Source organism: Gemmatimonas sp. (assembly GCF_031426495.1).
Classification (GTDB): Bacteria; Gemmatimonadota; Gemmatimonadetes; order Gemmatimonadales; family Gemmatimonadaceae; genus Gemmatimonas.
Map to the genome: position 1 here is coordinate 42,565 of NZ_JANPLK010000080.1, position 23,328 is coordinate 65,892.

At 61.1% G+C, this 23,328-nt stretch carries 13 protein-coding genes and 1 pseudogene; 10 read left to right on the forward strand and 4 right to left on the reverse strand.

Annotation, left to right across the window (positions count from 1 at the left end; translation table 11 throughout):
• The first annotated feature begins 74 nt into the window (after window positions 1–74).
• The 7 genes and pseudogenes from RMP10_RS20190 (at window position 75) to RMP10_RS20215 (ending at window position 12,636) form a co-directional block, all read left to right on the forward strand.
• Window positions 75–1,787, forward strand: a complete 1,713-nt coding sequence (locus tag RMP10_RS20190; protein WP_310571887.1) for an amidohydrolase — start codon at window positions 75–77, stop codon at window positions 1,785–1,787.
• 152 nt (window positions 1,788–1,939) lie between these two features.
• Window positions 1,940–5,179, forward strand: coding sequence for a glycosyl hydrolase (locus RMP10_RS20195; RefSeq protein WP_310571888.1), 3,240 nt, complete (start codon window positions 1,940–1,942; stop codon window positions 5,177–5,179).
• 336 nt (window positions 5,180–5,515) lie between these two features.
• Window positions 5,516–6,574 (forward strand): toll/interleukin-1 receptor domain-containing protein, encoded by a 1,059-nt coding sequence (locus RMP10_RS20200; RefSeq protein WP_310571889.1) that lies wholly within the window; start codon window positions 5,516–5,518, stop codon window positions 6,572–6,574.
• Window positions 6,575–6,759: 185 nt separating this feature from the next.
• On the forward strand, window positions 6,760–7,809 hold the full coding sequence (locus tag RMP10_RS20205; RefSeq protein WP_310571890.1) for a hypothetical protein: 1,050 nt from the start codon (window positions 6,760–6,762) through the stop codon (window positions 7,807–7,809).
• Window positions 7,787–8,161, forward strand: coding sequence for an ASCH domain-containing protein (locus tag RMP10_RS23475; RefSeq protein WP_345785832.1), 375 nt, complete (start codon window positions 7,787–7,789; stop codon window positions 8,159–8,161). The genes RMP10_RS20205 and RMP10_RS23475 overlap by 23 nt, the downstream gene beginning before the upstream one ends.
• Window positions 8,162–8,236: 75 nt before the next feature.
• Window positions 8,237–9,259: pseudogene (locus tag RMP10_RS20210) on the forward strand (DUF3644 domain-containing protein).
• 1,745 nt (window positions 9,260–11,004) lie between these two features.
• A complete protein-coding gene (locus RMP10_RS20215) occupies window positions 11,005–12,636 on the forward strand; it encodes a zinc ribbon domain-containing protein (protein WP_310571892.1) in 1,632 nt (543 codons plus the stop codon).
• 537 nt (window positions 12,637–13,173) lie between these two features.
• Here the strand turns inward: RMP10_RS20215 and RMP10_RS20220 are convergent.
• Window positions 13,174–14,253 (reverse strand): hypothetical protein, encoded by a 1,080-nt coding sequence (locus RMP10_RS20220; RefSeq protein WP_310571893.1) that lies wholly within the window; start codon window positions 14,251–14,253, stop codon window positions 13,174–13,176.
• A gap of 277 nt (window positions 14,254–14,530) precedes the next feature.
• Window positions 14,531–15,595 (reverse strand): hypothetical protein, encoded by a 1,065-nt coding sequence (locus tag RMP10_RS20225; RefSeq protein ID WP_310571894.1) that lies wholly within the window; start codon window positions 15,593–15,595, stop codon window positions 14,531–14,533.
• 213 nt (window positions 15,596–15,808) lie between these two features.
• Between RMP10_RS20225 and RMP10_RS20230 the strand changes: the two genes are divergently transcribed.
• From RMP10_RS20230 to RMP10_RS20240, 3 genes are all read left to right on the forward strand, one after another.
• On the forward strand, window positions 15,809–18,484 hold the full coding sequence (locus RMP10_RS20230) for a protein kinase (RefSeq protein WP_310571895.1): 2,676 nt from the start codon (window positions 15,809–15,811) through the stop codon (window positions 18,482–18,484).
• Window positions 18,485–18,614: 130 nt separating this feature from the next.
• Window positions 18,615–19,979: a Fic family protein gene (locus tag RMP10_RS20235; RefSeq protein ID WP_310571896.1), complete on the forward strand. Its 1,365-nt coding sequence runs from the start codon at window positions 18,615–18,617 to the stop codon at window positions 19,977–19,979.
• A 94-nt stretch (window positions 19,980–20,073) separates the two neighbouring features.
• The gene (locus RMP10_RS20240) at window positions 20,074–20,232 is read left to right on the forward strand and encodes a hypothetical protein (RefSeq protein ID WP_310571897.1); all 159 of its coding nucleotides are present in this window, start codon (window positions 20,074–20,076) and stop codon (window positions 20,230–20,232) included.
• Between the two features lie 132 nt (window positions 20,233–20,364).
• Here RMP10_RS20240 and RMP10_RS20245 read toward each other — a convergent pair whose 3' ends face one another.
• Together RMP10_RS20245 and RMP10_RS20250 are read right to left on the reverse strand one after the other, a co-directional pair.
• On the reverse strand, window positions 20,365–21,588 hold the full coding sequence (locus RMP10_RS20245; RefSeq protein ID WP_310571898.1) for a hypothetical protein: 1,224 nt from the start codon (window positions 21,586–21,588) through the stop codon (window positions 20,365–20,367).
• A 617-nt stretch (window positions 21,589–22,205) separates the two neighbouring features.
• Complete coding sequence (locus RMP10_RS20250) at window positions 22,206–23,282, reverse strand: hypothetical protein (RefSeq protein ID WP_310571899.1); 1,077 nt, start codon at window positions 23,280–23,282, stop codon at window positions 22,206–22,208.
• Window positions 23,283–23,328 lie beyond the last annotated feature (46 nt).

Genomic DNA, 23,328 nt, shown 5'->3' on the forward strand with positions numbered 1-23,328 from the left:
AGAGCGATGGCGAGACGGACAAGCTGACGCAGCGGATATAGTGTTCGGACGGCCGGAACACTATATCGGAGCGCATGTCGAACTCGCCGATGCACCTGCCCCTCCGCATGCTTGGCATGCTGGCCACGCTGGCCACGCTGGCCGCCCTCGCACCGTCGCTGTCCGCCCAGCCCGCGGCACTCCCAGCCGACGCGATCTACACCAACGCCCGCATCTGGACCGGCGACGCCGCGCAGCCGTCGGCCCAGGCCCTCGCCGTCCGCGACGGCAAGCTTGTCGCTGTGGGGACCGCCGCCCAAGCGCTGGCGTATCGCGGGCCGTCCACCAAGGTGGTCGACCTACAGGGCCGCCGAGTGGTGCCGGGCTTCAGTGATGCCCACTGGCATCTGCCAACCACCGCTCAGGCCGACCTCACCGACGCCAAGTCGCCGGCCGAGATCGTGCGCCGCCTCAAAGCGTGGGCCGCCAAGCGACCCGCCGAGGCGTGGGTGGTGGGGCGCGGCTGGACCCCGAGTGATTTCCCCAACAACACGCCGCATCGCCGCTTTCTCGACGCCGCGTTCCCCAACCAGCCGGTCGTGCTCACCGACCGCGACGGCCATCAGTCCATTGCCAACGGGAGCGCCTTGGCACTGGCCAAGGTGACCGCCGAAACCCCCGATCCCCCGCGCGGCGTGATCGAGCGCGAGGCCCAAGGCGTGCCCACCGGCTTGCTGAAAGAGGCCGCCCGCCAGCTCGTAGTGCGCCTCATCCCCGAGCCCACCGTGGCCGACATCGCCCGCCGTATCGACGAGGAAACCCGAAAGGCCGCGTCGTTCGGCATCGTACTGATCCAGGACGCCAGCGGTCGCGCCCCCGAGCACCCCGTTTTCACGATTTTGCGCGCCGCCGCCAAAGCCGACACCCTGCGCGTGCGCTACCGTGCCGCCTTCCCGTTCACCCCCGACGCCTCGGCCGCGACCGTTCGGCGCTATACCATGCTGCGCGACAGCACCACCGGCCCGTGGCTGCGCGTGGGGATCGCCAAAGGCATGCTGGATGGAACGGTGGACGCCAAGACCGCCGCCATGCTCGAACCCTATGCCGGGTCAGATGATACGGGGCTCCCCTTCTGGCCCGCCGCCACCCTGAACAAGGGCGTCGCCCGCTACGACTCCGCCGGCATTCAGGTGGAGCTCCACGCCATCGGCGACCGGGCCGTTCGCACCGCCCTCGACGCTTACGCCCACGCCGCCAAGGTCAACCGCACCCAGGGCCGCCGTCATCGCATCGAGCACATCGAAGTGCCCGCCCTGACCGATCTCCCCCGCTTCAAGCAACTCGGCGTCATCGCCAGCACCCAGGCCGTCTTCGCCACCCCCGACCAAACCACCCTCCAGAACTACGCCCCGCTGCTAGGCCCCGAGCGTAGTTCGAGGGCGAACGCCTTCAAGAAATTCGACGCCGCCGGCGCCACCCAGGCCTTTGGCAGCGACTACCCCGTCTTCCCGATGGACGTCCTGCTGGGCATCTACACCGCCGTCACCCGCCAGACCAAGGAAGGCACCCCCAAGGGCGGCTGGTACCCCGAGAACCGCATCACCGTCGAAGCCGCCCTGCGGCACTACACGAAGGACGCCGCCTACGCAGCGTTTATGGAGCAGGAGACCGGCTCGCTGGAGGTCGGCAAGTTCGCCGACTTCGTAGTCCTCTCCGCCGACATCATGACCATCCCCCCATCTGACCTCCTCAAAACTCGCGTCCTCCAAACCATCATAGGCGGCCGCCAAGCCTATCGCCGCCCATAGCCCCCCCAAAGCTCAAAGCCCACGGCCCAAAGCCCAAAGCCCAAAGCCCAAAGCCCCAAAGCCCAAAGCCCAAAGCCCCCCAGCGCTCCCACCCCGAGCAACGTTTCTTCAAGCAACAGCACTACCGTCCCGCCCAACCCCCAATGCCAATCGTGCCCCCCACCTCCCGTCTCCTCCTCGCCGCCGGCTGCCTCGCATCCGCCAGCGCCGTTTCCGCCCAGCCAAGACCCGGCGCCCAGCCCCGAGCCGCCGACACCACCTTCGGCGTCTCCTGGCGCAACATCGGCCCCAACCAAACCGGCCGTATGGTCGCCGTGGCCGGCTCTACCCAGCGCCCCGACGAGTACTACCTCGGCACCACCGGCGGCGGCGTCTGGAAGACCACCGACGGTGGCAAGACGGCCCTCCCCGTGACCGACAAGTATTTCGGTGGCACCATCGGCGCGATTGCCGTGCAGCACAGCAATCCCGATGTCGTGTGGGTGGGCGGTGGTGAAACGCCGATCCGCGGCAACGTGTCGCACGGTGACGGTGTGTGGAAGAGCATCGATGCCGGCAAGACGTGGACGTACATGGGTCTCAAGGAGACGCAGTACATCTCGCGCGTGCGCATCGATCCCAACAACCCCGACATCGTCTTCGTCGGCGCACTCGGCCACGTCTTTGGTCCGAATAAGGAACGCGGCCTGTATCGCACCACCGACGGCGGCAAGACGTGGAAGAACATCCTGTTCCGCAACGACAGCACCGGTGTCGCGGACATGATCATGGATCCGTCGAACTCGAAGATCATGTACGTCACCTTCTGGCAGGCCGGGCGGAAGCCGTGGTTGCTGGTGAGCGGTGGCGCGGGCAGCGGCATCTTCAAGACCACCGACGGTGGCGACACGTGGCAGGAGATCACGCGCGCGAAGGGCTTGCCGCAGACGGGTCTGCTGGGCGCGATCGGTATCACGGTGTCGCCGGCCAAGCCGAGTCGCTTGTGGGCGATTCTCGAGCATGAGGCGAATGGTGGTGTGTATCGCAGCGACGACGCCGGTGCGTCGTGGACCTTCATGAGCGGCGATCGCAATCTGCGTCAGCGCTCGTGGTACTACTCGAAGTTGTATGCCGATCCGAAGGATACCAACGTCGTGTACGCGCCGCAGGTGAGTCCGATGGTGTCGAAGGATGGCGGCAAGACGTTCGCGGCCGGCTTCGGTGGTGGCGACAATCACGACATCTACATCGACCCCACCGATCCCAAGCGCATCGCGGTGGCGCACGACAACGGCGTGATCATCACGAAGGACGGCGGCACCACGCGCCAGGCCGTGGCGGTGGCGACGGGTCAGTACTATCACGTACATCTCACGAGCCACTATCCGTATCACGTGTGTGGTGCGAAGCAGGACGCGGGTTCGTCGTGCGGCCCGGTGCGTGAAACGCCGGCGTTCGGTCGTGGTGGATTTGGTGGACCCGGTGGACCTGGTGGGCCAGTAGCGCCGCCGTCGCCGTTCTCCACGTTTTACGGTGTGGCGGGCGGTGAGTCGGGCTACATCAGCAGCAAGCCCGACGATCCCGACATGATGTTCGGCGCGAACTACGGTGGCAGCATGGACGTGCTGAACCGTCGCACCGGCAAGTCGCTGTCGCTCGATCCGTGGCCGCTCGATCCCATGGGCCACGATGCCAAGGATTCGAAGTATCGCTTCCAGTGGACGTACCCGATCGTGCACTCGCCGCACGATCCGAACACGATCTATGTCGGGTCGAACGTCGTGTTCCGTTCCACCAACGGCGGTACCACGTGGACGCCGATCTCGCGCGATCTCACGCGCAACGATCCCGCCACGCTGGGCAGCTCGGGTGGCCCGATCACGAAGGACCAGACCAGCGTGGAGTACTACGGCACCGTGTTCACGTTGGCCGAGTCGAAGCTCACGAAGGGTTTGATCTGGACGGGTAGCGATGACGGGTTGTTGCACGTGTCGCGCGACAACGGTGTGACGTGGAAGAACGTGACGCCGAAGGGACTGCCGGAGTGGATGCGCTGGAGCATCATCGAAGCGTCGCCGCACAACCCGGGTACGGCGTGGGTGGCGGGCAACCGCTATCAGATGGACGACTTCGCGCCGTATCTCTATCGCACCACCGACTACGGTGTGACGTGGACCAAGATCACGAACGGCATCGCGTCGGAGCATTTCACGCGTGCGATCCGTGAAGACCTGCATCGTCCGGGCATGGTGTACGCGGCCACCGAGCGTGGCGTGTACGTGTCGCATGACGCGGGCGCGAACTGGAAGAGCCTGCAGAAGAATCTGCCGCCGGTGCCGGTGAGCGACATGATGCTGCGCGACGACGATCTCGCGATCAGCACGCACGGTCGTGCGTTCTGGGTGATGGAGAACCTCACGCCGTTGCGTTGGGAGCCCGAGACCGAGAAGGCCGCGAGCGCGCCGTATCTGTACAAGCCGGTGCCGGTGTTGCGCCTGAACGGACAGGCCGCGCCGACGTTCGTGTATCGGTTGCCGAGCGATTCGATGCCGGTGACGTTCCAGTTCTACGACAAGGCCGGCAAGCTGTTGGCGACCGTTGCGAGCACCGATACCAACCCCACGCCGGCCGCGGGTGGTCCTGGTGGTGGACGTGGCTTCGGTGCGGCGGCGCCGGCTCGCCCAAGCAACCGGAAGGGCGTGAACCGGTATACGTGGACCATGCGTCACCCTGATGCCACCACGTTCCGCGGCATGATCTTGTGGGGCGGACGTGGCACCGGCCCGTCGATGGCGCCGGGCACGTACAGCGTGAAGATGACCGCCGGCAGTGCGGCGCCGGTGCAGTACACGTTTGTCGTGAAGCCCGATCCGCGCTCGGAAGCGACCGAAGCGGACTTGGTGGAGCAGACGCGGATGGCGCTGCAGGTGCGCGACCGCATGAGCGACGCGAACAAGGGCGTGATCGAGATCCGCAACCTGAAGAGCGACGTCACGGATCGTACGGCGAAGATGACGGCGAACGCCGCGTTTGCGCCGTTGGCGAAGAAGTTCGCGGACTCGTTGAGCGCGGTTGAGGATTCAGTCTATCAGACGAAGAATCAGTCGGGACAGGATCCGCTGAACTTCCCGATCCGGTTGAACAACCAGTTCTCGAGTTTGCTGAGCTTCGTCTCGAGCGGCGAGCGTCGCCCGCCCAAGCAGGCGTACGATGTACTGGCGGTGCTGAACCCGAAGCTCGACCTGCAGATGGCGCGCATGGAGCGCATCATTGCCGCGGACCTGCCCAAGATCAACGCGATGTTGAAGGCGGCGGGATTGCCGGAGATCACGCGGAGCAAGGTGGAGAAGGGCGGGCCGGGTGCGCCGCAGGCGGTGTTTGTGCCGGATGAGACTGCTGGGTTCGATCGGTAGGGATTCGCGCTGGTGGAAGTGATGACGCCCGGTCGACTTGGACAGTCGACCGGGCGTTGTTTTGTGCGGGGGCAGGAATGTGGCGCGTTAGATCGTTCGGCATAACTACGGCTGGCGCCGCGGCTCTTGGAACGAACCGGTTGAATTGCTTTCGCTAGAGCTGCTTGCGGACTTGCGAGCGAGCGCGGATTGTATGGATTCGGCCGTACACGCTGCTCGACCGGTGTCGAGTCGGTCGAGCGAATCTAGGTTAGGTAGCCTTACCCAACCTCTCGCTCAGTAGGAATCTCGTCAGAAGTGGAACCACGGCACTTGCACCCTCAATCGAGAGCCAAAGTGGCAAAAGTGTTCATCAGTCATTCCGGAAATGACAAGCCCCTCGTCGATTCTCTAGTCGATCTGCTTCAGCTGGGATGTCATTTGAATCTCGTCGACATCGTCTGCACCTCCGTTGAAGGAGCGGGCATCGAAACAGGTGCTGAGTTCATTCACTGGATCGACGCGAGTATGTCCGATTCGGCGATCGTTATCTTGGTACTGACACCAAATTTCTACGCAAGTCGCTTCTGTCTTGCAGAAATGGGCGCCGCATGGGCAACCAAGAAACCGGTCTTCCCATTGGTGGCACCGTCTTCCGCAAGGGATCCTGGTGTCGTATTTCTCGGTAGACAGTCGTCGCGAATGGACTCAACCGGCCTGGACGAACTGAGAGATCGGATTGCCGAATTCAACCCACATACTGCGACCGCTACACCGCGCTGGACTCTCAAGAAGAATGACTTCCTGACGTCTCTGGATTTGATTCTCGCCGCACTTCCGATTCCGGCAACGGTAGACCGAAAGCAGCTCGAGACGGAGAAGGAGCTCACAGAGGCAGCAAGACAGCTCTATAGAGATAACGAAGTTGTCGTGCGTGAACTGCGGGAACGCATTCGTCTCCTGGAGCTAGCCAAGGATGCTACCGAAGTCCGGAAAATCCGAAACCAGTTCAGCGACGCTGTTACACGATACGAAGCGACAAAGAAGGAAGTTCGAGTCGCTCTGGACTCACTTGGGCGCATTGAAACTCGAGCCATCTACGCAAGTTTAGCGCAGGAACGTTGGCGACCCGAGCACACTACTTGGGATCTTTGGGGTTCAGACATCCACAAGGCAACCAAGAGCGGTTGGATACTTGAAACAGAAGACATGTCTGGATCGAAGATGTATACCGCAAACAAGCAGCACCCGCGACTGTCAAAGGTGTTCAAGCTTCTCGAAGATCTCCGATGCGTCATTGAGGAGATCTCAGAGGAGGATAGCTCGACGATAGTGAGTGATATCGGATGTCTCCTCGAAGTTGACAATTGGCAGTACTGGGAAGAGCAGTTGCTTGACTACCGGCTCCTTGCCTAAAAACCACCTCGCCGACTTGGTCCTGCCAGTTCGCGCGCGGGAGGTGTCAAATCTCGCGTTGGTGCTGTCCGCGCCTTCAAGGATGGCGACCTTGCTCCATTCGGTCGCTGGTCGCATCCGGTGGAAGGGCCCTGCGGCAAACGCTGGCGGTTAGGCAGCGAAAGTACACCCCAAAGAGAATCTCAATGAGTCTTTCGAAGACGCAGTTCAGCGACATCGACTTGTCCGATCCCTTCTTCGACTCTTTAAAGGCCGACTACGCAGAATTCCCAGTGTGGTTTGCCAAGAAGGCGAATGAGTCCGCGTATGTATTTCGCGGCGACAGCGGTGCAATCGACGGCTTTCTCTATCTCAAGATCGAGGATGGACCGCTGTCGGACGTTGAACCCCCACTTGCAGCTGCGCGGCGGCTGAAGGTCGGCACCCTCAAGATCAATCCGCACGGTACTCGGCTCGGCGAACGCTTCGTCAAGAAAATCTTCGATCACGCAATTGCCGAGAAGGTTCAAGAGATCTACGTCACCGCATTCGAAAGGCACGGGGCGCTGGTTGCACTCTTCCATCGATATGGCTTTGAGAGCGTCGCGACGAAGACAAGCCCGAACGGAACCGAGCTGGTGTTGCTCAAAGAAATTCCGAAGGATCAGCCCAACCTGCTACAGCGATATCCGATAGCAAAGATCGGCGACAACGCGATCTACATGCTTTCACTTTATCCAAAGTGGCATACGAGACTACTCCCGGACTCCATTCTCAAAACCGAAGACGCGTCAATTGTCGAGGACGTCTCGCATACCAATAGCATTCACAAGGTTTACCTTGCGGCGATGAAGGGAATGCAGGATCTGCGCTCGGGCGACATTCTGTTGATCTACCGAACCACCGATGGCGTGGGTGCGGCTCACTACCGATCAGTCGTCACGTCCGTTTGCGTGGTTGAACGGTACCGAAACATCAGTTCGTTTCCCGACAAGGATGCATTCATCAAGTATTGTCTGCCGTACAGCGTATTTGAGCTCTCTGAGCTAGAGGACTTTTGGAAAAGCAAGAAGTATCCCCATGTTCTGAGATTTACTTACAATTTTGCTCTCCCACGCCGCGTTACGCGCGGTAAGATGATCGAAGAAATGGGATTCGATCCCGGGGCGTACTGGGGCTTCATGCCGCTCACACGCGAACAACTACGAACCGTACTAGAGGCCGCAAATCTCGATGAAGATCTTGTTATCAATTAGACCCGAGTACGCTCGGAGGATCCTCGATGGCACGAAGCGATTCGAGTTTCGGAAGCGCATCCACCGCGACCCACGCGTCCAGACAGTTGTTATCTACGCTACAATGCCAGTTGGCATGGTGATAGGCGAGTTCACCATTGAGTCTGTACACGCGGATGATCCGGAAAGTCTTTGGGAGCATACGAAGGAGCACTCTGGGATCTCCAAGGAGTTCTTCTCTTCGTACTTTCACGGGCGTGATGTCGCGTACGCAATCGAAATCAAAAAGGTGAGGAAGTTCCGAAAGCCAAAAAGCGTCTCCGAGTACTTGGCGAGTGGGATTGCGCCCCAGTCGTATGCGTACGTCGACTAGCCGATGGGCCCCTGCCCTCGCTGCGTTTTCGAGTGCTCCCTGCGTCAATGATGGCTACCCACTCACTGGCAATACGTGAACCAGTTCGGATCATACCGCGCTCTGCTTGGCAATTCTGTCTCTGCTCTATCTGCTGCGCTTGAGATCTACAACAAGCCGCGAATCGAGTACCGCGATGAGTGCACGGTCATCCTACTCGTCAACGCATGGGAACTCTTGCTGAAGGCAATGCTATCGAAGAATCGTGTTCGGATATTCTAGAAGAAGCGCATCAACGAACCGTATCGAACATACAGTCTTTCCGACTCACTCAATCGCGCCACTCCGTACTTTCCGGCCGGTGTGGATTTTGGCGCAACAGCGAAGAATCTCGAGTTGCTTGTCGACTATCGTGACAACGCAATTCACTTCTACAACGAACCCGGCTTCGGAGTAATTGTCTATTCACTCGCGCAAGCAGCCATCACAAACTTTCGCGATGTTGCGAAGGTAGTATTTGGAAGGGATATTTCAGCGGACATCAACCTCGCGCTCCTACCGCTTTCGTTGGCTGCTCCAGTCGACCCCATCTCCTTCGTGCGCAAGAGCGAAGAGGATTTATCGACATCTCCGAGCGTCCGACAGTTCAACGCACAACTCCGTACCCTAGTCGTTGAGCTCGAGTCGGCATCAGCGGATACCGGTCGCCTAATGACGGTATTCCATCCCGTTTTGATCTCAACGAAAAAGATCAGCCAAGCCGATATCACAGTTGGCATCGATGCAACGGCGGGCGCTGGCCCACCGGTGCTGATCCAGCAGCGAGTTGACCCGAACAGAACGCATCCATATCGCGAAGTTGACATTATTACGCGGAACGGAAAGACGGGCGGGCTTGGAATCTTCATCGGGAAGGTTAGTCTCACACAGTTCCCGTTTCGAGCACTCGGACACCATTTGAAGGTCAAAGAGGATCCGAAGTTTTATTGGGCAGATCAAAGTGGTGCCGTAGCCCGGTACTCGGATGCGTACGTTGCCCGCATCAAGTCCACTTCGGAGCCGGAACTTGCTGCAGCACTTAAATCGTATCGCGCGCATATGATAGCGCGTCAGCGGTAGCACGGGGGTTTGATCTTGTCTGCTCGTTCGCGAGAATTCAAAGAAATATCACAGACATCCGAATTCACGCGAGTGAGGTCACCTCTCCACCCCGTTGTGCTGAGGTCGCGCCCCTCAAGTCCGGCCACTGATCGACACCGCAACGACGGCCACCACGCCGCGAGGCTACACGTAGTGCGGAGCAATGCACAGGGTGGACACCTCTTGCACGCGAAGGGTGCTGTCATTGGCGATTTCGAGTGTCTCGATGTGTCGACTGCCGCGTGCCGATCTAGACCTGTTGCACTCAGAAGTCCCTCAGGCTGGCGGTCGCTGCTGCCTCACACCAGTAGCTTCATCGGCATTGAACTTCGTCATCAGTGCCATCACGCTTGTTGGCGGCAGGACAATCCGACCGAATGGACTGCGCGACGTAAGTTCGTCGACAACCTGACGGACGTACGGAAACAGGAGCGCCCGGTTTTGCGGTGTCGATCAGTGGCCGGATTTGAGGTGTCCACCGAGGAAAGTGTCCACGGGGTATCGTGATACGAGGGGGGGGGGCGCACACGCGGTAGTTTACTAGAGTATCCAGGGGACCCCGGAAAGCTCAGCTCTGCTGTCCGCGACACCAAGCGCGTGATCAACAATCAATTCACGTTTTTCTGAGTCATCAATTGAATGATGGCGCAGGAGGAAGAATCAAGTTGGCAAATGCAAGCCATGTTGGAAGATCGCAGCGCCTGCGTCCGAGTATCGCCAAAACAGTGGACGACCGTAAACCACAAGAATCATGAGTGGCGAGAGACGGCGAACTGTTGTCGCCATCTGCGGAATGCTGGCAGTTTTCATTTGGGTGATAAACGTCGATGACAAGCGCACATCGCCATCGCCCGAGAGCGTTGGCGAGATAGCGCCAATGTCTGTCGAGTCGTCGGCGCTGTCGGAATCGGAACATGCTGCGCTGCCGAGCCCACAGTCGTTCGCTAAGACTTTAGAGAGTCGTGAGCCAGTGACTGAAGATGCAGATTCGACTGGTATCTCTGGCCCGCCATCGCTAGACCAAGAAGAAATAGCAACGATGCCCTCGAAGCCGCCGCGGTTAGCTGCAGCAAGTTATGACTGCTCTTCGGCACGTCTCTCACTGGTGGAGCGAACAATCTGCGGTGACGCAGCACTACGTTCGCTCGATGCGACAATGGCACGACTCTATAGGCGCGCACGCTCGGAACAACGAACCTCCGTCGAACAGCAGCGTTCGTGGCTAACCGTTCGCGCAGGTTGCGAAGCTTCCCCTGCAATAACGACTTGTCTGAAGGAGCTCTATGTGGCTCACATCAGGGACTTACAGTAGCAGAGTAAGTCTCGCGATTTCGCACGGTCCTGCGATTGCCAAAAAGAGTGTGCCCGAGGGATCGCTCCGCGGATTGATAACTGCGACGAGAACGATGAGCGTTCTCTGTCCACGAAAGTCTAGCAGTTGAACGTCAGCTGGCTCAGTGCGTCCGACAGCCGTATTGCTATGAGGACCTGCGGAAACGCTTTTCGCTGGCGGGTGGCAGCTACAGATAGTACGTGAATAGCGTCCCACGCCGGAGCTCTTGCCAGACTGAGTGCACGGGTCATCCGGCCGTTGTCTGGCCGAGAGCTCACTTCCAACGTATCGAGGATGTCGCCAAGTGGTATCTCCAATCGCTACTGCTCAGAATCTGACTGGCCGTAATCCGATGAGGCTGGCAGGGTACACGAACCTCGCGTGTGGTACCTTGAAGGTTCTCGCGGCGGCTTACGTCGGAAATGAAGCGATTTCCGGAATTCGAGCGATGGTCGCCTCATCGAGCGACTCAATAGGTTTGCCGCCGGTGGTGGGATTGATACTCGGCGTGAGCGCGTTTGTTCTCGCGATTGGCGGCCTGCAGCAGGTGGTTCGCGGTATCGGTCAAGTTGGCACACTCGTAATGCCCCCGCGTGCGCCGGCTGACTTGGCCGACTACGAGGCAGACCTCGCTGTGCCACTCATGAGGCGCGAGCTGCCAGCGTTCAAGCTCCCATCCGTTGATGAATATCGGTTGGCACACCGTCTCTTCCCGACACAGTTCCCGTTACTCTCGCGAAGAGTTCGGGAACAGTTGATTCTTGCTGTCTCCAGCGCGACCTCGGCTGCTCTTCTATCCGCGCTGGTAGCATGCTTTCTGTGGGGCTTGACGTTCGTGCAGTCAGAGGCTGTTCAGGCACTTCGCCCGTCGTTTCCTTGGATAGTCATTCTAGGGCTTTTCGCCTCAAGTGCGGTGCGACTTCGATTTGTGCAGTCGCATTTTCAATCTTCGACTCCTTCGCTTTTTCGTGAGGAGTTTCGATTTACGGCGGCTGGTGGTGGGGATCCACTGCAGATTCCGATTGGCCTTGAGCATGAACTGATGTCTCTGCGCCCCTTCAGCGGTGCGCCAAATCGTGGCCGAGTGTTCGGCTTCGCGATGCAGCCGGGTGGTGTCGGTAACACTGGCGAATACTCAGGGGACATCGTCTTAGAGACACAACCGGAGCTCGTCGAACCCAAACTGCCGATGTCGCCCGACATCGTGCTAGCAGTCGCTGCGGCAATGACGCTCACAGCACTCGGTCTGATGCTCGCACGACCAGATTACCTCGCTGACGGCTCCGCATTCTCGAACGCACCAAACATGCCAGGCGTCGCTGCCCGATTTTCAGCACGCATGTTCGGAGCGTTCTTTCTGCTGGGATCCGCAAAGGAGACCATCGGGCAAGCTGAGCATTTCCTGAGCGTCTTTCGCTTTCGCTCTCTTGGCGTCGTGGTCTCTGTACAAGGCACTTTCGGGCGAGCTGGAGTCAAGGTTGGTAAGGCGATCCGCGACTCTATCGAAAGCGAGAATGTGATTGTACGAAGCGACTCCGCCATTGTTGGCTACATAGCGAGAATCGAGTCGGAGAGTAGTGGCCTGATGGGCGTTCGATCGGTTATTTCGATGTCGGCAGATCCACTGAGCGAGTTGGTCCGCAGCACCCTCGAACAATGGTTTGAAGCATTTCGTGCCCGAGGATCAGACATTGTCGGAATCGACCTACGGAGCGAGAAGGTACGCGATCTCGTGCAAGCAAATGTGGCGATTGATGCACAGCGGACCGGCGCCAAGGAAACGGCACGCATTCAGGCATCACAGAGGGCTGGCGCTGATTCGAAACTGTCGAAGCCGCTGAGCGAAGGAGTTTCCCGCATCGAAGAAAGAAACCAAGAACCACCGCGAATGCTTCACCCGCCGAGCGCAGGGCGTACCGATTTGCCAGATGAGGACTCGAAGGTGTGCCCGGACTGTGCTGAGCGAGTTCGACTTGCCGCTCGCCGGTGTCGCTTCTGCGGGTATGATTTCGCCACAGACTAGCAAGCTGCGACAGAATAAACATCGGTTGGTCGGGGTTCAAAAATGGGTCCGCCTCGCGAACGCGATTACGCACCCCGAAGCGGCTGACTGAACAACAATCATGTGGCGACCGTGCAGTAGTGATCGGCATCAGCTGTTCAGTGGATCGACTTCGACCGAAACGAGCATGGTCGCCATCGTCGAAACGCGTACTCGGCTGCCGGGCTACCGCCGGCAGTACTTCTGAGCCCCACGCCCTATCGGAGCGCAAGCGGAAATGGTTGCTGACGCGGGGATCGCACCGAGCCGAAGATGGCGGTGCGCCCGCGTCAATATCGTAAAAGAGTTGCCAACGATTCCCATTCCGCACCTCAAGAACGCGACCTCGGCTGCGCTGCGTGAGCGCACTGCACACTTCTTCGGCATTCTCGGTAACCTACCGAACTTCAACTGTTCACGCCCTCGCACGGTCACATACGAGCAATCGCTATCCTCACCGCTGCAGCATCGATGTTCGCTAAACGCGAGCGCCACAGACGGCAAAAGGCCAACGACATCCTAAAGGTTTTCGCGATCACGACAGACCTCCGGGAGCTCCAAGGTGTCCGCGAATAGCACAATCGCGTCCGCTTCTCCGTTCATAGCGCGGATGACGATGCGTTCGCATTCTCCTCCAGCCTTGAATCGGATCACATTACGCACGTCGGAAGCAGCACTTCCAAACATCATCCTGCTGTCGAGAAAGCTTCTAACGCGTTCCATAAATCGCCCACGTTCAGATCTAGGAGGAGGGCTGTAATCCGCTCCAAGTCGCGATGCTACGAATCGCACTAACCGTGCGTCCAGAACACCTTCATCGACTTTCATATCAAGATACTCAGCGTATTCACTCGCATCCTGCGTACACATTGCGTGCGGGAACCACATATCTCGGTCAAAATACACTTCGCCGCCTGCGAAGTATTCCTTAGGCGCGTCGGCGAAAATTGAATCAAAGACGGCCGGGTTGGAGTTTGATTGAATGAAACGACATACGGGTGGAATCGCACTCTTCCTTGCCTTCTCCTTTGGCGCATCGACCACCGCCCTGCTTTCAACCTGAGCGACAGCAGCACGGAGCGTCGTCCCGTCTGCGAATACGGCCGGATTAAGTTCTAGGTGCCTCGAAAACGAAACTCCATCGATTCGCCCGCGAATCCTTACGATATCCCCAGTCTGCAATCGTCGAACGTACGACTGATCTTCCGCAGAGAGCGCGACAACTCGGGCTGAAACGGCGGGCGCTCTATCGGGGCCAAGGCAGTCACTGCTGGTCAGCAAGAAGGCGGTCTCGTCAAGCTTGCTGATCTCATAGACCTGGACATTCCATTCGACGACGCTACCGCGCATCTGTTCTTCGGCCTCTTCGCGCTGGAGATCGGTGTTCTCGGATCCGTACTTGAATAGCGCGCACAGGGCGCTGGTCTTCAACTGTGTAGGCGTAGTCGCCGCCAGCGATTGAAGAGCGTCGACGTGGGGCGCTGCAGGACCACAAGCACCAAGCACAATGCTTGCCGAGATCAGCACAGGAGCGAAAAACCCAGTCAAGCCCTTTTTGAACGGCGATCGGACACATTGTGAATTGCGAGAATGCTGCACTGGGAGGAACTCCGGCGAAGGACGAATGAATCAGCGTAGAATCCGGCCACAGCTCGACACCGCAAATCCGGCCATCCTGCCGGTGAACAGAGAAGGGATAGTAGCTGCATAAAGTGATCGAGGCGTCGATGACCAGCTGAATGTTCGTGCGCCAGCTAGCCGGGCCGCAAGTGCGAACTTGGGCGGCGTGGTCATCTCTTTGATGCTGCCTTCACTCGCTAACGACGCAGCCAGAACCCAGAGTTTGAACTCGGTGCTAGACCGTCGGGAAGTCGTGTCACGCAAGAACCTTCGAGGGGCTTCCTCGGCAGCGGTCGCCAACCAGTGTGTCGGCGACAACAGACACGTCCGGGCCATCCGCAATCACACGCGCCTCACCGCGCACGGCGAGCGCCGTGTGCGGCGAGCCGAACGCCGCGTGAATCCACCGCATCGCCGAATCGGCTTCAGTCTGCGGCGGCAGTCGACGAGCCGCATCACCGCGTGTCGCCACCGAGAACGAGCCCTCGCGCATCGCGGCCGCCGGCTCGACAAGCCACGCACTATCGGCATCAAGCGACGTCACGTACACGAGGTTCTCCCGCGTGGGTCGCGCGTCATCGCGTCCGACCGTAGCCGCGCCACCAGCGATAAGCGCCAGCGACGCCACCAGCATCAGCCCCGCCGATCGCGCAAGACGTTCATCACCCATCAACCCGCTAAACGACTCGAGCTGCGGCGCCAGCAACCACGCCAGCATCGGCACCAGCACGCCCATCGCAATACCACCAGGCCCCTCCAGCGGCAGGATGTATCCATCGGTCGTGAAGCACACTGGCACAGGGAACGACGCGGCGATCGTGGTCGCCACCCAGCGGGCGGCACGCGCACCCGCGCAGTCGCGCCACACCATCTCCACCACATCGGCAATTGCCACCGCCAGTAGTGGCCACGCGAACAAATAGCTCGCGCCCGGGAGCTTCATCGCGGTAAAGCACGCGAGCCCACCCCACACGATCAGCGCCCCCACGTGCAGCGCCTCTCGGCTACCCCATCGCCGCACGAGTGCCCAGGTGCCGGCGGCGATGGAGAGGGTGAGCATCGCCCACGCCAATGCGTAGATGCCGCTCCACGATAGTTGGCCGCCCCATGTGGTGGTGGTGTGCAACTTCTCGATCGCGGTCGCGAGCTGCGACGTCACCAAGCCGCCGAGCGCGGCGGCTACGATCATGGCGACGGCGCCGAGTGCGATGCCGCGTGCCCACTTCTTGTCTTGGCGCGCGGTGAACACGGCCAGAGCGATCACTATCGCCGCAACCACCAGCGCGAGCGGCACGCTGAACGACTCGGGATACGCCAGCACACCAACGAACGGGCTGTCGAAGAAGACCGCGCTTTAGGCGAAGTTGAGCGTGGCCAGCGCGAGCGCGACATCGAGGTGGCCGGTGACGGACTCCTCGGCGTCGGTGAAGAGCGCGATCACGTCATGTTCAGATCACATGCCCGGCCGCGGGATACCGCAACGCGCCTGTACTCCGCAACAATGCACCGCCTCATCACGCGCTAACTTTCCGCGATGCGCCCCCTCGACCACCTCCGCTCCGCCCTCGCCGACCGCTACACCGTCGAGCGCGAGTTGGGGCAGGGCGGGATGGCCACGGTGTACTTGGCCAGCGATCGCAAGCACGACCGCCCCGTCGCCATCAAGGTCCTCCGCCCCGAACTTGGGAACGCGCTCGGCGCGGAGCGGTTTCTCCGGGAGATCCGGACCACCGCAGCGCTCCGGCACCCCAACATCCTCCCGCTCTTCGACTCCGGCGCCACCGACACCGGCCCCGACGGGCTGCTCTTCTACGTGATGCCGCTGGTCGAGGGGGAGTCGCTCCGCGCCCGTCTCGACCGCGAACGCCAACTCCCCGTCAGCGACGCGCTCCGCATCACCGGCGAGGTCGCCGCCGCGCTCTCGTACGCGCATTCACGCCTGATCATCCATCGCGACATCAAGCCCGAGAACATTCTCCTGGAGAATGGTCGCGCGATCGTCGCCGACTTCGGGATTGCCCGGGCCGTCACGACCGATAGCGGCACCGCGCTCACGCAAACCGGCCTCGTGCTCGGCACGCCGGTCTACATGAGCCCGGAGCAGGGGATGGGCGAATCCGGGCTCGACGGCCGGAGCGATCAATACGCATTAGGCTGCGTGCTCTACGAAATGTTGGGAGGCGAACCGCCCTACACCGGCCCAACCGCCATGGCGATCGCGGCCAAACGACTCTTGGAACCGGTACCGAAGATTCGGACACTGCGGGAGACGGTGCCCGAGCACGTCGCAGCGGCGCTCAACCGGGCGCTCGCCAAGACGCCCGCCGATCGCTTCACCGACGTTGCTGAGTTTGCGCGCGCGCTCGTTGCCGCCGAAGCCGTCTCGCCGCCGCCAAGCGCTTCTCGGCCAAGCGCGCCGCCGACACCCGCTTCGCGGCGCCTGAGCGGCGGGCTGGCGATTGGCGTGGGTGCCGCGGTGGTCTTGTCGCTCGGCGCGCTCTGGTTCGCAAGCCGAGACCGGGCGGCACCGTTCCCGACCATCGGCAGCACGAGCCAAGTGACCCGCGATCCGGCGCTCGAACTCGACCCGGCGCTCTCGCCCAACGGGTCGATGCTCGCCTACGCCCAGGGCACGCCGACCAAGCTCCAGGTCTACGTCCAGCCAGTCGCGGGTGGTCGGCCCATGGCACTGACCTCCGACACCACGGAGAGCTTCCGGGCGCCTGTCTGGTCTCCCGACGGGCGCTCCGTCGCCTTCCAGGGCAAGGACGGCGTCTGGGTGGCGCCGGCCGCTGGCGGGGCGGCAAGACGGGTGGTGCAGCTGGACACCGCCTTGATGCCCATGGGGTCGGGCTCGATCTCGGCGGTGACGGGTCTGGCCTGGTCCCGCGACGGGACGCGGCTTGCCTACACGAGCGTGGAGCCCATCCTGAATCTTGCGTCGGTCGCGCCCGGCAGCGAGACGGTTCGGCTCCAGACACCGGCTATGCCTTCGTCGCCTGCCTGGTCGCCCAACGGGAAGTGGGTGGCGGTGGCCGTAGGTAACTCCCCGTTCATCTTCGGCACCGGGTATCTCGGTAACACGGGCAACAGCGCCATCGTGCTCATCCCCACCGCTGGCGGTCCTGCGGTCCCTGTCACCGACGGAGCGTCCCTCAATCAGAGTCCGCAGTGGTCGCCCGATGGTCGGGCCCTGTATTGGATCTCCGACCGAGGGGGAAACCGGGACGTCTACCGAGTCCGGGTCGCCCGCACGGGAAGCCCAGCGGGACCGGCCGAGCGGCTCACGACGGGCCTCGACGCCCACAGCATCAGCCTCGCCGCGAACGGGTCAGCGCTGGCCTACTCCGTGTTCCGAACCTACTCCAACATCTGGTCCCTTCCGGTTCCTGCCGCAGGTCCCGTCGTGGCCGCCGCGTCAGCCACGCCACTCACCACCGGCCGGCAGACCATCGAGAGTGTGGAGGTGTCCACCGACGGGCAGTGGCTGGTGTTCGACTCCGACCGGGGTGGTAACGCGGATCTTTATCGGATGCCCGCGGTCGGCGGCGAGCCGGTCCGGATCACCAGCGACTCCGGGGGCGACTTCAGCGCCGTCTGGTCGCGCGACGGTGGCCGGATCGCCTTCCACTCGTTCCGGGGCGGCGTTCGCCACGTGTACACCATGAACGCGGACGGCACCGGATCAGTCCAGCGGACCCTCGGCCAGGCGAGCGAGCTCGACCCGACTTGGTCCCCCGACGGCACCGCGCTGGGTTTCCAGTCGATCCGGAACGGCCAGAACACCCTCCGGGTCGTGTCGCTGTCGGGGAAGGACTCCTCCCGGGTGGTCGCGATCTCAGGGGACTTCCTGCGTTGGTCGCCCACCGGTCCGTGGCTGGCCTACCACGCCGTCGACGGCATTCGGGTAGTCGCGGCGACGGGCGGGCAGAGCCGATTGTTGGTGGACAACACCCTGGACGGCGGCGACGCCTTTCTGGCGGCGTGGGCACCAAACGGGGAAACGATCTACTACCTCTCTCGGCGGCCGACGGGATGGGCGATCCGGTCGGTGCCGTTCGCCGGCGGGACCACACGGGCGCTGGTGGACTTCGGCGACCCGGCGAGTCAGCCGGCCCGGTACGGCTTCTCGACCGACGGGCGGCGGTTCTACCTGACCGTGGGGAGTAGCGAGAGCGACCTGTGGGTGATGCGGTTGGAGGGGCGGTGAGATTCTCCTGGTTTGCTACCAATTTGTCCCAAATTGGTATAAAAGTATTGCGGGCCAATTCGTCAACTCCTAATTTAGCATGAATTAGTAGGAATCTGGTAGTTGGGCCGCGCCCCCCGAATCCCGAGCCGTGAAGCTGCCTGTTCCGCCCCCAAGCTTTCCTACGCTGCTGGCCGACCTTATTGCCACGGCCGACGGGCGGGAGCGCTTTGAAGCGCTCACGCGCGAAGGCCTCGGTGCCGCGCCCGGCGGCAGGTACCGCCACTGGGACACCTTCCGGCACACGCCCCCTTCAGCGCAGTTCTCCGCAGAGGAGCAGTGGATCGCCGTAAAACTGGCCAGGCGTGCGCTGTACCGGCCGCTGCCAATGAAGGACGTTCGCGGAGTACTGTTTCAGTACGCGCTGCCGAACGCCGCGCTCGACATGCTGCATCAGATCGAGCGGACTGCCGGCGCAAGCCTTAGCGGCAACATGCAGGGCAATGCGCTGGTGACGAACCGCGCCACGCGCGACACGTACCTGTTCACGTCGATCGTGGAAGAGGCGATCACGTCGAGCCAGCTTGAAGGTGCCTCGACCACGCGAAAAGTGGCCAAGGCAATGATTCAGGAGGGACGCGCTCCCAGCAATCGAAGCGAGCGCATGATCCTGAACAACTATGAAGGGATGCTGTACGTCCGAAAGTTCATTCACGCTCCGCTCACACCGGAAATCGTGATCGAACTACAACGACGGATGACCGAGGGAACGCTGGACGATCCCAACGCGGCTGGACGATTTCGGCGCGATGACGAACACATCGTCATCGAAGACGAAACAGGAACACGCCTGCACACGCCTCCGCCGGCCGCCGAGCTGAAAGCACGCATGCGCGCGATGTGTGACTACGCCAACGGTGCAGAGCAGGGAGAATTCGTACCGCCGGCCGTGCGCGCGCTCCTGTTGCACTTCTGGCTGGCGTACGATCACCCATTCGTCGATGGCAACGGCCGAACCGCGCGCGCCTTGTTCTACTGGTGCATGGCGCGCGAAGGCTACTGGCTGTGCGAGTATGTGTCGATCTCTCGAATCCTTCGTAAGGCACGCGCGCAGTATGCGCGTTCCTATCTCTATACGGAGACCGACGACAACGACGCGACGTACTTCTTGTTGTACCAGATGCGTGTGCTACTTCGCGCCATTGGAGACCTGCATAAGTATCTCGCCAAGCAGGTCGTGGAGATGCATGACGCCGAGGAGATGGTACGTCGCGCCTCAGCGATAAATACGGAGCTCAACCCCCGACAGCTCGCGCTGATCAACCACGCGCTGAAGAACGCTGCGGCTCGCTACACCGTGGAGTCACACCGACTTTCGCATGGCGTGAGCTACGAGACAGCACGCAGTGATCTGCTCAAGTTGGTCGGGCAGAAATTGCTGACGCAGCGGAAGGTCGGGAAAGCGTTCGTGTTCGTGCCGGCGGCGAATGTTCGCGAACGCCTCAGCGATAGGTGACTCAACCGTACTGAGAATTTTTACTCAGTACGGTAAGCAAAATGCACGAGGCCACGAGAACCCTTACTACGGAGGCTATCCGGGCGCGGCGCCCGTGATTGGCGAACCCGCCCGCTGGGCGCGCTACGTGGCCGACAGCCTCATCGAAACGTCGATCTCGCGCGACGTGCGGCTGCTCACGCGAGTGGACAAGCCGGCTGTCCTCCGCCGGCCATACCACCGCCATCGCTCCTACGCGAGTGCCCACGCCTAACGCCGTCGCCTAGCGGAGCAGTCCGATGCACTTGAATTGTAGAATCCAAAACTAAAGCGTAGACCCTCTCGCTTTAGTTTGATTCCGCCACGCTGTCGCGCGACATCAGCGCGGCCGGGCCGAGTGGAGGCGCTATCGGCTTCCCGCGTTGCTCGGCAACGTATCCCGAGGCGGTCGCCGCCTCTGCGTTGGTGTCGGCGGCGGGGTGCGTCGGGACTCCCGGATTCTGGCTCGTTCTTCGGCACTTTGCATCGGCTCCGGTGCGCCGAGCTGTGGACTTGTGCGCTCCGGCGGATCGCCTGGCTTCCTCAAGCTTTCGCCCAGCTGCGCCGCAACCTGCTGATCCGTCAGAAATGGCACCAGCGTGTACGCCTCCGCGAGCGTGACCGGGCACGTGGTGCGCGGTGCGCCAACCCGCAACAACGGGTGATTGGCCATGCGGGAATCAAGTCGAGCAGGATCCGCCGCCGCTGGGACCCGCGCGTACCAGAAGGAAAAGCTCTGCACACGATTCACGTTTTCTATGACATAGCGACAGTAGAGCAGGCGAGCGTCGGATGCCACGGCCGCGATATCCTCACGAAGAATCGTTCGCCACGGCTCACGAAACTCTTCTGGGTTGGAGTATCGGATACCTGGGCCGATCCCGCTCATGCCCATCACGCTCAGCGACTTTACCGACCCGAGCGCGACGCGGTCTGTGGAAAGATGATAGTACTTTTCAGGCTGTGGCGTCTCGATGGGGAATGCGACGTTTGGTAGCGCATTGTAGTAGTGCACCTTGTGCGTGACCTGATTCGAATCGTGCTCGAAGATGAGTTCACCGCGCTCTTTGCGTTGGACAAACTGCAGGTACTCGTAAAACGCCTTGGCGTTTCCTGCAACGCAGAGGTTGTGAAGCCTTTGCTCCGTATGACATGCCCCGCCGAAATTGCCCGCGTACTTGTTGTCATTCTTCACCGCGCAGTCGTAGGCGCGATCGTACAACAGGATGCAGAAGTGGGGCTCCTTGCGCACGGCTGGTGGTCGTGACTTCACGCCCATCTTCCACGCCGTCCACTGATCAATGCCATAGGCTTCAACGACCGCCGTTTCCAGCTTTTCTACGATCGCCTTATCTCGCTCGGCTTCGGCGAGCTGTTGCTGCAGAAATCCTCGGTCTTTGCAGGTTCCGCATGCTGCTAACCGCGAACGAAGCGTGGCCGGAAGCTGCTCGGTAACGACCCGCATGGAGGCATAGTTGATGACCGATTCGAGAAACCCCGGCCCTTCGCGCATATCTTCGCCCATGCGCCGGAGATAATGCTCATAGAGCGTCATGCGTGTACCGATGAACTGTGCGAAGGCCGCCTTCACGGGAGCGCACAACACCAATATCAGTCCGACAGACATCGTAATCCGACGCATACAGTACCTCAGAAATGTTTGGTGTTATCAGTCGCTATCACGCGTTCACGTGATGGACAATGCATTTGGCTACGCGCACGGTACTGGTCTTCCTCGCAAGCCTGTGAGTCCGCAACGCGTAACCGAGCGAACAATTTCATGTGGTACACGTGTCCCCGATGTAACAGTCAGAACGCAGGCGGATCATGTGCCGCTTGTGGCTATCACTCCCAGGGCAACGCATTCGGCGCAATGATGGATGACATGCGCGCCAGCACGCCTCCAGCCCGGCCGAAAACACCAATCGAGAAGGACTCCTCCTTCGCGAATATTCTGGGGGTTGCAGCGGCGGCTTCCGTGCTCTGGGGCGGCCTTCGGCGCGGTGCGATCACGGATGCGTACCTCGTTGCTGCTGCTCTAACAGGGGTGGGCGTCGCTTATGCACTGCGGCGCATGCCGTGGCTTGTGCGACCGCTGCGGTGGGTCGCGTCAGCGGTGGCAGTGTGCGCGATGGCCGGCGTGCTCCTATTCCTGCTGCGTGCCATAAGCTGAGGTTGCGTTACGATGGCATTGCCTTGGCCGCGTGGTTACTCCGCTCGCGAACGCAGCGTAAGGCGTACCGCGGCATCCCCTCGCGTCGGTGTATACGCTGACGTGTTGTCGATGATGACAACGAGCGGACCTGTCACCACGCGAACCCACGGGGATTCAAACCGGCGGAATGCTCCCTTCTTGGACAGCGAATTTCCGAAGACGCTCTGTGCGTTCTTGGTGCCAGCCACTCCGTCGAGCGCTTCACTGAACTCGCCGACCGGCGCCACCAGCAACCACTGTTCCTTGGTAATGCTCTCCTGAGTCGCTACCACGTCCAACGGAACGTCACCATTCACTTCTACCAAGACCTGCACGAGCATGGGCGCAGGGATGGTGAACCCGAACGCCTCGGCGTCCTCGGTGGCGATGTAGCGATCATGTACAAGCTCGCTGATAGCGGGCGCGGCCGGCCGAGGCTCGTCGGCCGGCTGATCACTCCGACGCCGCGTTGTAGAAGCGCCTTGCGCTTCGCCCTTCTCTCTCGCGGTGCGCCTCGACGTCACGTCGTCCATCATGGTGTCGAACGATCGCGGCGGCGAGACATTGCTGAACAGCAGCATCGACAGCGCGAGCGTGATGCTGAACAACACGTTCCCGCGCCACTTACGAAACTCAACGACGTAGTCGCCCGACTCGCTAATGCGGATGGCCCGAATCGACCGTGTATCTGCCTGCGCGAGTGCGCGGGCCATGATGCCTTCGAGGATCACTTTGGCCGCTGGTGGTGCAGCGGCGAACACGGCGCGGAAACGAGTGCTGGCAAACCCTTGGGATATCGACGTGTTCACGAACTCGCTGGCACCTTGGGCGATCCCCGAGAGCATCAGAGCAGCAATCAGGAACGCCAATCGGACCGCATTGATGGGAGCCAGAGTCCCGTCCGTTGCGGCGCCGAGGAAGCGCATCAGCATGTCGTGGCCGACGAAGTACAGAAAGCCCGACATCCCTACAGTGAACAACACGATCACCAGATGCCAGCGAGGCTGAATCCGCGGAGCGAGTCGACCAACTTCCTTCTCGATATCACGCTGAACATCAGGACCGAACACACTGTCCGCAGGGGAAGTCATTGATGGATGCGGGAGGGAATGCATGGCTTTCCTACAATGTCAGCGA